This window comes from uncultured Flavobacterium sp. (assembly GCF_963975515.1).
Lineage (GTDB): Bacteria > Bacteroidota > Bacteroidia > Flavobacteriales > Flavobacteriaceae > Flavobacterium.
On the sequence record NZ_CAXBGY010000002.1, the window covers coordinates 39,737 to 53,074 of the forward strand.

The 13,338-nt window shown below is 31.2% G+C and carries 10 protein-coding genes; 6 read left to right on the top strand and 4 right to left on the bottom strand.

Going from position 1 to position 13,338, the window contains the following annotated elements; genetic code table 11:
* Positions 1-187: 187 nt before the first annotated feature.
* From ricT to AAC008_RS02640, 6 genes are all read left to right on the top strand, one after another.
* A complete protein-coding gene (gene ricT / locus AAC008_RS02615; RefSeq protein WP_339887244.1) occupies positions 188-1,354 on the top strand; it encodes a regulatory iron-sulfur-containing complex subunit RicT in 1,167 nt (388 codons plus the stop codon).
* Entirely contained in the window at positions 1,335-1,820 is a 486-nt protein-coding gene (locus AAC008_RS02620) for a gliding motility lipoprotein GldH (protein ID WP_339887245.1), read from the top strand. The genes ricT and AAC008_RS02620 overlap by 20 nt, the downstream gene beginning before the upstream one ends.
* An 8-nt stretch (positions 1,821-1,828) precedes the next feature.
* Positions 1,829-4,117 carry a transglycosylase domain-containing protein gene (locus AAC008_RS02625; protein WP_339887246.1) on the top strand — a complete coding sequence of 763 codons (2,289 nt, stop codon included), beginning with the start codon at positions 1,829-1,831 and terminating at the stop codon, positions 4,115-4,117.
* Between the two features lie 65 nt (positions 4,118-4,182).
* Positions 4,183-4,884: a CoA transferase subunit A gene (locus tag AAC008_RS02630; protein ID WP_339887248.1), complete on the top strand. Its 702-nt coding sequence runs from the start codon at positions 4,183-4,185 to the stop codon at positions 4,882-4,884.
* A gap of 2 nt (positions 4,885-4,886) precedes the next feature.
* Entirely contained in the window at positions 4,887-5,546 is a 660-nt protein-coding gene (locus tag AAC008_RS02635; RefSeq protein WP_339887249.1) for a 3-oxoacid CoA-transferase subunit B, read from the top strand.
* 188 nt (positions 5,547-5,734) lie between these two features.
* The gene (locus tag AAC008_RS02640; protein WP_339887251.1) at positions 5,735-9,310 is read left to right on the top strand and encodes a M4 family metallopeptidase; all 3,576 of its coding nucleotides are present in this window, start codon (positions 5,735-5,737) and stop codon (positions 9,308-9,310) included.
* A 92-nt stretch (positions 9,311-9,402) separates the two neighbouring features.
* Here AAC008_RS02640 and AAC008_RS02645 read toward each other — a convergent pair whose 3' ends face one another.
* The 4 genes from AAC008_RS02645 to AAC008_RS02660 all read right to left on the bottom strand — a co-directional run bounded on the left by AAC008_RS02645 (position 9,403) and on the right by AAC008_RS02660 (position 13,286).
* Positions 9,403-9,810, bottom strand: a complete 408-nt coding sequence (locus AAC008_RS02645) for a hypothetical protein (protein WP_339887252.1) — start codon at positions 9,808-9,810, stop codon at positions 9,403-9,405.
* Between the two features lie 15 nt (positions 9,811-9,825).
* Positions 9,826-11,265 carry a nucleoside recognition domain-containing protein gene (locus AAC008_RS02650; RefSeq protein ID WP_339887254.1) on the bottom strand — a complete coding sequence of 480 codons (1,440 nt, stop codon included), beginning with the start codon at positions 11,263-11,265 and terminating at the stop codon, positions 9,826-9,828.
* A gap of 104 nt (positions 11,266-11,369) precedes the next feature.
* Positions 11,370-12,083 (bottom strand): 3'-5' exonuclease, encoded by a 714-nt coding sequence (locus AAC008_RS02655; RefSeq protein WP_339887255.1) that lies wholly within the window; start codon positions 12,081-12,083, stop codon positions 11,370-11,372.
* 45 nt (positions 12,084-12,128) lie between these two features.
* Entirely contained in the window at positions 12,129-13,286 is a 1,158-nt protein-coding gene (locus AAC008_RS02660) for a serine hydrolase (RefSeq protein WP_339887257.1), read from the bottom strand.
* Positions 13,287-13,338 lie beyond the last annotated feature (52 nt).

Below are 13,338 nucleotides of genomic sequence, written 5' to 3' on the forward strand. Positions count from 1 at the left end.
ATTTAAGTTAAGAAGATTACAGAATAGTATACTTTATAAAACCTATTTACGTTTAAATGTAAGTAGGTTTTGTTTTTGTATAAATATTTGACTTTATTATTTAAGTAAAATTATAGTATCTTTACATTCAAAATACACTTTTGACAAGTAGTTCTTTAATCGGAACAATCAATATATATTCAAAATTATGGCATGTACAAACTGTTCTACGGGTGCAAAAGATGGCACACCAAAAGGATGTAAAAATAATGGGACTTGCGGTACCGATAGCTGCAACAAATTAACGGTTTTTGATTGGTTGTCTAACATGGCTTTGCCTGGTGGACAAGAACCTTTTAATGCTGTTGAGGTACGATTTAAAAACGGTAGAAAAGAGTTTTTTAGAAATACTGAAAAACTAACGCTTTCTATTGGAGATGTTGTGGCAACGGAAGCTTCACCAGGACACGATATAGGAATAATTTCACTTACAGGAGAATTAGTAAAAATTCAAATGAAGAAGAAAAGCGAAAACCCTGATGGTGAATTAGCTAAAGTCTATAGAAAAGCTACTCAAAAAGACATTGATATTTGGAGTGTTTGTCGTGAAAAAGAAGAAAAGATAAAAGTTAAAGCTAGAGAATTAGCCATTAGTTTAAAATTAGAAATGAAAATTTCTGATATTGAATTTCAAGGTGATGGATCAAAAGCAACGTTTTATTACACAGCAAATGACAGAGTAGATTTCAGGCAATTAATTAAAGAATTTGCTCGCGAATTTAGCATCAGAATCGAAATGAAACAAGTTGGTTTTCGTCAAGAAGCTTCAAGACTTGGGGGAATTGGCTCATGTGGAAGAGAGTTATGTTGTTCAACTTGGTTAACCGACTTTAGAAGTGTAAATACATCTGCAGCGCGTTATCAACAACTTTCATTAAATCCACAAAAATTAGCTGGACAATGTGGAAAATTAAAATGTTGTTTAAATTATGAGCTAGATACTTATTTAGATGCATTGAAGCATATTCCAGACATGGAAACTAAATTATATACCGAAAAAGGAGATGCTTTTTGTCAAAAAATTGATATTTTCAAAGAGTTAATGTGGTTTTCTTACGCAAATAATCCAGCACATTGGCATGTTTTACCTGTTGCTCAAGTAAAAGAAATTTTAGAAGTAAACAAAAAGAAAGAGCGTGTATCTTCACTTGAAGATTTTGTTGTAGAAGCAGCACCTCAAGTTGAAAAAACATATCAAAATGTTGTAGGTCAAGATAGTTTAACACGATTTGATCAACCAGTAAATAAGAACAAAAGCAACAATAAAAGAAAGAAAAATTTTAAAAAGAAACCAAATGAACCTAAAGGGAAATAGCGTTTTACTTTTATTATTTGTCGTGCTTTTTAGTTCTTGTGACGATAAAAGGTTTTATGACGAATATGTAAATCTTGATGGCAAATGGACCAATAAGAAAGAAATAGAATTTTCGTTTGAACAAAAAGACACTATCAATCTGTATAATATGTTTGTTACTGTTAGAAACAACAATGATTATGCCTTTAATAATTTGTTTTTAATTGTTAAAATGAATCAACCAAATAATATAGTTAAGGTGGATACTTTAGAATATTTGATGGCAAACCCAGACGGAACTTTGCTTGGCGAAGGAATCACAGACACAAAACACAATAAACTTTGGTTTAAAGAGAATTTTAAATTCCCAAAATCAGGTAAATATTCAGTTTCAATAACACAAGCCAATCGAGAAACAGGTAAGGTTAAAGGAGTTGAAGAATTAGAAGGTATTACAGAAGTTGGTTTTAGAATTGAAAAAAAATAATATAGAATATGGCAACTGCAAAAAAGAACAATAAAGAGAATTTTTCTGATTATATAAAAAAGTTTTGGATTCTTTTTACTTATGGTATAATTGCCGTAGTGGCTTTTTTCTTTCTAGCTTCATGGGGTTTTTTTGGCGAAATGCCATCCTTTGATGAATTAGAAAATCCAAATTCAAATATTGCTTCTGAAATCATTTCTTCAGATGGAAAAACCATTGGTAAATTTGCTATACAAAATAGAATTCCTGTTAAATTTAAAGACCTTCCTACAGATTTAGTTAACGCTTTAGTTTCTTCTGAAGATGAACGTTTTTATGAACATTCGGGTATTGATGCTAAAGGTTTTTTACGTGCGGTTTCAAGATTTGGTAAAGATGGTGGAGCAAGTACAATAACGCAACAATTAGCAAAAAACCTATTTCATGGTGCCGATGGGTCTAAAAATATTGTAGTTCGTATTGTTCAAAAAGTTAAAGAATGGATTATTGCTATTCGTTTAGAAAGACAATATACAAAACAAGAAATTATTGCAATGTATCTTAATCAAGTTGATTTTGTGAATAACGCAATCGGAATTTCATCAGCTTCAAAGATTTACTTCAATAAAAAACCAAAAGAATTAACAATTAATGAAAGCGCAGTTTTAGTCGGAATGCTTACAAATCCTTCTCGTTTTAATCCAAATAGATTTAAAGAAAGATCAACAGAAAGAAGAAACATTGTTTTAGGGCAAATGGTTAGAAATAAACATCTTTCAGAAGCTAAATTCGCAGAACTAAAAGCAATACCATTAAAATTAGATTTTAAATTAGAAAATCATAATGACGGAATTGCAACTTATTTTAGAGAATACTTACGTGATTATCTAAAAAAATGGACCAAAGAAAACCCAAAATCTGATGGAACCACATATGATATTCATAAAGATGGTTTGAAAATATTTACTACGATTGATTCGAAAATGCAAAAATATGCAGAAGAAGCAGTTGCGCAACATTTAAAAAATCTTCAAGCAAAATTCTTTGAAGAAGCAAAAGGAAAGAAAAATGCTCCTTTTGTTAATTTGACAGATGACGAAACGAATAGCATCATCAAAAGAGCCATGAAAAACTCTGAACGTTGGAGAATCATGAAAGGTGATGATAAAACAGATGATGAAATCTTAAAATCGTTTGACGTCAAAACAAAAATGAAAATTTTTACTTGGAATGGAGAAAGAGACACGATAATGACTCCAAAAGACTCAATAATTTATTACAAACATTTTCTTCAAACCGGATTTATGGCAATGGAACCACAAACAGGCTACGTTAAAGCTTGGGTTGGAGGAATTGACCAAAAATATTTTCAATACGATCACGTAGGTCAAGGAGCTAGGCAAGTAGGTTCTACATTCAAGCCTTTTGTTTATGCAACAGCTATAGATCAATTAGGAATGTCACCTTGTGATTCAATTATAGATTCACCTTTTACAATGCCAAAAGGAAAATGGGGAATTTCGCAATCTTGGTCCCCAAGAAATTCAGATGGAAAATATAGAGGATTAATCAATTTGAAAACAGCTTTAGAAAAATCAGTAAATACAATTTCTGCAAAATTAATGGATAGAGTTGGGCCAGAAGCTGTTGTAAATATGGTACATAGACTAGGAGTTACATCAGAAATTCCAGCAAGACCAGCAATTGCATTAGGAGCTGTTGAAATTACTGTGGAAGAAATGGTTGCAGCATTAAGCACATTTGCCAATGAAGGACAATATGTAAAACCTCAAATAATTACCCGAATAGAAGATAAAAATGGAGTTGTTATATTTGAAAGTATGCCAGAAACTAAAGATGTGGTTAATAAAGATGTAGCTTATGCAGTTATAAAATTAATGGCTGGTGTTACAGAAGGAGGAGGAACAGGAGCAAGATTAAGAAGAGGAAGTGCAGGGTTTATGAGTTATGATTATAATCTTCAAAACGAAATTTCTGGTAAAACAGGAACGTCTCAAAATAATTCTGATGGTTGGTTTATGGGAATGGTTCCAAATTTAGCAGCAGGAGTTTGGGTTGGAAATGAAGACAGATCAGCTCACTTTAGAAGAACATATTATGGACAAGGAGCAACGATGGCCTTACCTATTTGGGGTATCTTTATGGATAAATGTTATAAAGATAAATCGTTAAATGTCTCTCAAGAAAGATTTCCAAAACCTGCAGACATGTCCATAAAAGTAGATTGTTGGACTGCAAGAAAAGTAATTGATACAACAGAAACAGTTGTGCCAGATATCGAAGAATTACAATTTTAAAAATATTGAAACACCTTTGAAAAAAGGTGTTTTTTTTATACTTTTAAACAAAATTAAGAACAACTATGATTAATAGAAAAGTAAATAATGTACAAGAAGCCTTGCAAGGTATTAAAGACAACATGACTATTATGTTAGGTGGTTTTGGACTTTGTGGAATTCCAGAAAATAGCATTGCAGAACTTGTGAAAATGAATACTTCAGGATTAACTTGTATTTCAAATAATGCAGGAGTTGATGATTTTGGATTAGGACTACTTTTACAAAAGAGACAAATCAAAAAAATGATATCTTCTTATGTTGGAGAAAATGCCGAATTTGAACGTCAAATGCTTTCAGGAGAATTAGATGTTGAATTAACACCTCAAGGAACTTTAGCAGAAAAATGCAGAGCTGCACAAGCAGGAATTCCCGCTTTTTTTACACCTGCAGGTTACGGAACAGAAGTGGCCGAAGGTAAAGAAACTAGAGAATTCAACGGAAAAATGCATGTGATGGAATTAGCTTATAAAGCTGACTTTGCCATTGTAAAAGCTTGGAAAGGTGACGAAGCAGGGAATTTAATTTTTAAAGGAACTGCTAGAAATTTCAATGCTGTTATGGCTGGAGCTGCAAAAATCACAATTGCTGAGGTGGAAGAATTAGTTCCTGCAGGAACTTTAGATCCAAATCAAATTCATATTCCAGGAATTATGGTAAATCGTATTTTCCAAGGAACAACATTTGAAAAAAGAATTGAACAACGTACTGTAAGACAAAGAGATTAATTATGGCATTAGATAAAAATCAAATTGCAATGCGAATTGCAAAAGAAGTAAAAGATGGTTACTACGTAAACCTTGGAATTGGTATTCCAACTTTAGTAGCTAATTTTGTAAGAAATGATATTGCAGTTGAATTTCAATCTGAAAATGGAGTTCTAGGAATGGGACCTTTTCCATTTGAAGGTGAAGAAGATGCAGATATTATCAATGCAGGAAAACAAACAATCACAACTTTACCTGGAGCAAGTTTCTTTGATTCTGCTTTTAGTTTTGGAATGATTCGCAGTCAAAAAGTTGATTTAACTATTTTAGGAGCTATGGAAGTTTCTGAAAATGGAGACATTGCCAATTGGAAAATTCCAGGAAAAATGGTAAAAGGAATGGGTGGAGCAATGGATTTAGTAGCTTCTGCTGAAAACATTATTGTAGCTATGATGCATGTTAACAGAGCAGGAGAATCTAAATTATTAAAACAATGTTCGCTTCCATTAACAGGTGTTGGTTGTGTAAAGAAAATCGTAACCGAATTAGCAGTAATTGAAATTACACCAAAAGGATTTAAATTATTAGAAAGAGCTCCCGGAGTTTCAATTGAAGATATAAAAAATGCCACAGAAGGCACATTAATTATAGAAGGAGACATTCCTGAAATGATATTAAATTAAAAAAACAAAAAATGTTTAAAAATCCAGCAATAGCTGGATTTTTTTTGCTTAATCCATAAATTAAAAGTTAAAAAAATATGTAATAAATAATAATATGTGGTTTTACCGTAATAAATATTAAAATATTGTTAATATATTTAAAATCTCAAAATTAAATGCCTATTAACTAATTTAACAACAGATTTATTATGAAAAAAAAATTACCTAAAAGTTGGATGGCAATAGCTGCCCTCAGTTTAATCTCACTAACCGTTTCCGCTCAAGAGGGAGATAGAAATGTGAAACAAAAAATTACTGATGAAAATGGACAAATAAGTTTAGTCGTTTTTAATGAAACGTCTTCTTATTCAACAAAAGATTCGAGGACCATTTTTAAAGATCAGTTTAATTTGTCAGATGATTCTGAGTTTGTTTCAATTTATTCAGAACAAGATAGTAAAGGTTTCTTCCATGAAAAATTTCAATTGTTTCACAAAGGAATTAAAGTTGAATTTGTAACGTACACATTACATTCAAAAAACGGAAAAGTTGTTTCAATTAGTGGAGAAATGTATCCAATTAATGATTTCAAAATAATTCCATCTTTAAATGCACAAACTGCTTTTAATAATGCAACTAGACATATTGGAGCAACTTCATATTTATGGGATAATCCAGAAGAAGCTGTTTTAGCAGGTAATTATCAAAAACCACAAGGCGAATTAATGATTATGCCTTTTTTTAATGACATTACCATTAATAGTAAAGAAAAAGTAAAACTTAAATTAGTTTATAAATTTGATATTTATGCTTCTCAACCCTTAAGTAGAGGAGATGTTTATGTAGATGCACATTCAGGAGAAGTAATTTTCTATAATGCTACAATTAAGCATGCTAATAATTTTGGTCATTCATCTTTTAACCCTTTAACAAAAAAGGCCAAATATATTCCAGAAGTTTCAACTGAAAAAACAAAACAACTTACAAATACTTTAGAAACATTAGTTGCAGGAACAGCTTCAACAAGATATAGTGGTTCTCAATCTATTGAAACTACTTTAAGCGGAGGAAGTTATATTTTAAAAGATGCAACTCGTGGAAGCGGAGTAAATACTTATGATTTAAACACAAGTACAAATTATAGCTCAGCTGTAAATTTTACAGATAATGATAATAACTGGACAACAGCAGAACATTCTGGTAACAAAGATAATGGAGCATTAGATGCACATTGGGGAGCAGAAAAAACATTTGATTATTGGGGTGTAAAACACAATAGAAATAGTTTCAATAATTCTGGTGCAGCAATTAATAGTTACGTTCATTATAGTGCTAATTATGACAATGCTTTCTGGGATGGTTCTAGAATGACTTATGGTGATGGTAGTGGAACATATTTCGATATCTTAACTTCATTAGACGTTGCAGCACATGAAATTGGTCATGCAGTTTGTACGTATACAGCTAATTTAGCATATCAAAGAGAATCTGGAGCATTAAACGAAGCTTTTTCAGATATTTGGGGAGCAGCTGTTGAGTTTTATGCAGCACCTACAAAAAGTACTTGGTTAATTGGTGAAGATATTGAAAGACGTTCTGGACATTTAGCTTTACGTTCAATGAGTAATCCAAAAAGTGAAGGGCAACCAGACACTTATGGCGGAACTTATTGGCAAAATCCTAACTGTGGAACTCCAACTCAAGCAAATGATTATTGTGGAGTACATACAAATAGTGGTGTTTTAAATCACTGGTTTTATATTTTAGTTCAAGGAAAATCAGGAACAAATGATATAGGAAGTACTTACAATGTATCAGGAATTGGAATGGATAAAGCATCAAACATTGCTTATCGTTTAGAGAGTCAATATTTATCAGCTAATTCTACTTACGCTAATGCTAGAACTTACGGAATTCAATCTGCTGTAGATTTATATGGAGCAGGTTCACCTGAAGTTATTGCTACTACAAATGCATTTTATGCTGTTGGAGTTGGAGCAGCTTATGTTATTGCAGATTCACAAGCACCTTCTACACCTACAAACTTAGTAGCTTCTGGAACAACTGCTTCTTCAACAAATTTAAGTTGGAATGCATCTACAGATAATATTGGTGTTACAGGATATGAAGTTTATAGAAATGGAACTTTAGTAACAACTGCAACAGGAACTACTTATGTTGCTTCAGGTTTAGCAGGTTCAACTACTTATGCATTTACAGTAAAAGCAAAAGATGCAGCAGGAAATTTATCAACAACAAGTAATACAGCTTCAGTAACAACTTTAGCAGGTTCAACTACTTATTGTGCTTCTCAAGGAAACAATACAAATGATGAAAGAATTTCAAAAGTTGTATTTGCTACAATTAACAATTCATCAACAGGAACTGCAGGTTATGAAGATTTTACTTCAATTTCAACAACTGTAGCTCAAGGTTCATCAAACACAATAACGATTACACCTCTTTGGACAGGAACTGTTTATAGTGAAGGTTATGCTGTATTTGTAGATTATAATAAAGATGGAGATTTTGATGACGCAGGTGAAACTGTTTGGACAAAAGCAACTTCAACTTCAACTCCAGCAAGTGGTTCATTTACAATTCCAGCAACTGCTTCTACAGGAGTTACAAGAATGAGAGTTTCTATGAAATATAATGGTGTACCAACATCATGTGAAGCATTTTCTTATGGACAAGTAGAAGATTATACTGTAAACATTACAGGAACAACTGCTGATACACAAGCACCAACTGCACCAACAAGTTTAGCTGCTTCAAATGTAACTGAAACTACTGCATCACTTTCATGGAATGCATCAACAGATAATGTTGGAGTTACAGGTTATGATGTTTATAGTGGTTCAACTTTATTAGGAAATGTAGCTGGAACTTCAGCTAATATTACAGGATTAACAGCAAATACTTCTTATACTTATAGTGTAAGAGCTTTAGATGCAGCTGGAAATGTCTCATCTTCAAGTAATGCAGTTACATTTACAACTTTAGGTGGTGCTACAGGAAATTCTACTACTACATTACATGAAGGATTCTTTGAATCTGGATGGGATGGATGGCAAGATGGTGGAAGTGATTGTGCTCGTTATTCAGGTTCAAGATCTTTTGAAGGAAGTTATTCAATTTATGTAAGAGATAATTCAGGTTCAGCTTCAACAATGACATCACCTACATTTAATTTAGGCTCATATGACGCAGTTGAATTCAAATTCTATTTCTATACAAATTCTATGGAATCAGGAGAAGATTTCTTTGTACAATTCTATAATGGTTCTTCTTGGACAACTGTTGCAACATATGTAAGTGGATCTAGTTTTAACAACAACACTTTTTATTCTGGAACACTTAATTTAACTAAAGCACAATACAATTTTGCATCAAATTCACAATTTAGAATTCAATGTGATGCTTCTGCAAATGATGATTTAGTATATATTGACCAAGTAACTGTAAAAGGAATTATTGGAACTGGTTTTGCACCAAATAGCATTAACCAATTATCAACACCAAATTCATTATCAATAAATAATGTTGATGAGATTGACGGTGACTTTATGATTTATCCAAATCCAGTAACTGATGGAATGTTGAATGTAAGAGTGCCTTCTGAAAAAGCTTCATATAGCATTATCAACTTATTAGGACAAACAGTTTTAAAAGGAGATGTTTCGCAAGAAGCGATAAACGTTTCGTCTTTAAATGCTGGAGTTTATATAATTGAAATAAATGATGGTGAAGAAGTTAACAATCTAAAATTCATCAAGAAATAATAAATCTTAACTAAATAAAAATCCCGATTACATTAATTTGTAATCGGGATTTTTTTTATTCTTTGATGTTGTAAAATTTATAGAAAAGTATCTTATAATTTAATAGTTTTTCCACTATTCAAATATTCCAACAAAACGTCATTGGCATTTCCAAACGTTGGATGTTGATCCGATACGTTTACAACCCTTTTCTTATTTAATTTATACATTAAATCAAATTCAGTCGTAAATAAAATCACAGACAAAAAAGGATTGTTTAAAAAAGGGAGTAATCTATCAAAAGCTGTATCGACAGTGTGAATTTCAAACAATTCTTCTTGTTGAAAACGAAACTTTAATTCCATTTTCAATTCGTCGCCATCAATAACTGGACGAATGTAAATGTTTTTTAGTTCAGTATTTCCAATAGTTTTTGCAAAAGTCAATTTTGCAAAAGTTCCATCAGTTAAACTAGTTTTAAATCTCGTATAAAAATCTTTAAAAGAATCAGTAAAAGGCATATTTCTTATTTTATATTAAAAAAACCAACTTGCGACAAAGATAGCAGTTATTACACAGATTAAATCAACTAAAAGCATTGTTCCTAAAGTGTATCTTGTGTTTTTCATGTTAATACTACCAAAATAAACTGCAATTACGTAAAACGTTGTTTCTGCACTACATTGAAAAATACTACTTAATCGTCCTGTTAATGAATCTGGACCATACGTTTTCATAGCATCAATCATAAATCCACGAGAACCACCAGAACTAAATGGTCGCAACATTGCTACCGGTAATGAATCCGTAATTTCTTTACTCATTCCAGCATGACTAGCAATAAACGAAATTCCGTTTGAAATTAAATCAAACAAACCACTATTTCTAAACATTGAAATAGCAACAAGCATAGCCAAAACATAAGGAAAAATTGTAACTCCGGTTTTTAAACCATTATTCGCACCAACTACAAATGAATCAAAAATAGTAGTTTTTAGAGCAGTAAATTTCTTTTCATTTATCCAAGAAAATATCAGTGTAAAAGCAATTATCAAAACTAACATCAAACCTGAAAGATTAGCAGTAAAGAAGTTTTTTTCAACTAAATTTAAAGCATTTATGTAAAACAATAATCCTACAATTGCACCAATTAAGGTGAATAACGCAATGACTAATGAAGCACTTTTAAAGTTTATTTTTTGACGAATACCAACAATAATAAATGCAGCAATTGTTCCAATAAATGAAGTAATGATACAAGGCAACATTACATCAGCAGGATTGGCAGCATTTTCTGCAGCACGATATCCAATTATTGAAGTTGGAATTAGAGTTAAACCTGCAGCATGTAAGCACATAAACATGATTTGAGCATCACTAGCTTTGTCTTTATCCGGATTTATTTCTTGTAAACTTTGCATGGCTTTTAGCCCAAAAGGTGTTGCCGCTGAATCTAATCCAAGAAAGTTAGCTGCAAAATTTAAAGTCATGTACGATATAGACTCATGATTTTTAGGAACAGATGGAAATATTTTTGTAAAAACTGGACTCAATTTTTTAGCTAATTTATCAGAAGCACCAGAATCAATAAGCAATTGCATTAGACCACAAAAGAAGGCTAAATAAGCAATTAACGGAATGATTAAATCGACTAAACTACTTTTTGCAGTAGCTAATAAACCATCCGATTTTTGAACACCACTGTATATTTTTACCGTTTGATTTTTATAAACGTAAGTTGTATCAGGATTTGTTGTTACGTTGTTAAGAATATATGTTTTTTCTTTAGATTTTTCAATACTATCTTTAATAAAAACCGGAATTTCATTCAAAAATTTTTCTGAAACTAAAACCGGATCATCTTTTTGACCATTCAATAGAAAATCAATAGTATAAGTGTTTCCAGAAAACAAACTAACCACAACAAAAAGAATTGACGAAACAAAAATTGCCAACCAAAACCTGCTCAATACCATAATTTGAATTTTTGTAAAAGTAGTAAATCAATGTCAATTTCAATAACAATGTCAAAAATCAATGACAATTTTGGAATTTAGAATTTTACTTTTAGAATTTTATATTATACATGTAAAATTTCATCATCAACTAACAAATCTTCTCTTCTCATTTTTAAGAAAACTTGAGCAACGGCAATTACGTCTTTTTCACAATACGTTACAATTCTGTCAATATCATTTTCAATATAATAAACTCTAGCAACTTCGCTTCCATCAATATCATCTTTTGGAGATTTAATTCCGAAAATTTTAGTCAATAATTTTAAAGAAGTAAAATGTTTATAATCACCAAATTTCCATAATTCTAAAGTGTCTAAATGAGGAACTTCCCAAGGTTTTTTACCAAATAAGTTTATTTTTTGTGGTAAAACCAAGTCATTAATGATCATTCTACGTGCAATAAACGGAATATCAAATTCCTTGATGTTATGACCACATAAAAGATGAGCTGTTAAATGAAAATTTTCATTCAATAAATTAGAAAAATCTTGTAATATTTTCTTTTCTTCTCCAAAAAAAGATGTCACTCTAAAATTTCTAACATCACTTTTGTTGTTAAAATACCCAACAGAAATACAAATTATTTTTCCGAATTCTGCCCAAATTCCAGCTCGTTCGTAAAAATCTTCTGCACTAACTTCGTCTCTTCTTTGGTACTGTGTTTTTTGTTCCCAAAGTTTTTTAGTTTCTTCATCCATTCCTAAATAACTCGTTTCTTGAGGAACAGTTTCTATATCTAAAAATAGAATATTGTTGAGGTTTATTTTTTCAATCATGGTGTATTATTAATAAGTGAGTATCTTTTTTCTTTTCTCTTTCTTCTATTTTCTCTTTTCCAACATTTCGTAAGCTTCTTCCACATAAGTATATAAATCATTACTATGAGGATCAGTTGCCGTTTGAAGTCCTTTTAAATGTCCTAAACGAACAATAATTAAATCATCTTCAGGAATTACAATTACAAATTGCCCTAAATGACCTCTCATGTAAAATAACTCTTTTCCATTAATTGTGTGCATCCACCAACCATAACCATATTGTGGACTGTCTTTAAATCGTGGTGTAATGCACTTTTTCACAAAAGTTGAATCAAGAATTTGTTCTCCATTCCATTTTCCGTTTTGCTTGTATAGTTTTCCAAAACGCGCAAAATCTCTAGCATTACTTGCAATGCAACAATATGCTTTTTCAATTCCGTCTGGTTCATGGTCTAATTGCCAAAGAGCGTCATTTTCTGCACCCATTGGTTGCCAAAAGTTTTTAGATACATAATCAGAAACATATTCACCAGTTGCTTTTTCAATACACATGGCTAACAATTGTGTTGCACCACTCAAATATTTAAAAGATTGACCAGGTTTTTCATTGATTTCTAATCCTAAAATTACATCCTTTAAATCATTATCAAAATAAGCACGAGTTACAATAGAAAGCGGACTATAATATTTTTCATCCCAACTTAATCCAGAAGCCATTGATGATAAATCACCAACTGTAACATCTTTTGCAAATTTGCCTTTTAGTTCAGGAAAAAAATCAGATACTTTTTGGTCTAAATTTTTAATTTTTCCTTGCATTATAGCTTTTCCTAAAGCAGCAGTAATTACACTTTTTGCCATAGAAAACGAATTGGTTTTTGAGTTTTTATCAAATCCATTAAAATAACTTTCATGCCAAATACTATCATTCTTAATAATTAAAAATGCAACTGTTTGAAGTTCTTTATGAGTTTTTGCAAGAGTTGGAGTAGCTTCAACAGAATTATAGTCCTTAGCAATATTCCATGGTTGAACTGTTCCTTTTTTGATTTCCCTATTTGGAAAATGTGTATAGTCTTCTAAAAAAGCTGTTGTATAACCTCTGAAATAAATGGTTCTAACTGCTCTAAGTAAATAATCTACATCAAAAATGTACATTAATATAATGATACTTACTAAGACAATAGCAAACCACTTGAAGAATTTTTTGAGAAATCTCATTTGTAAATTGTTTAGCACGAATTTAATGAAATTTCTATATAAAAAAGAGAAA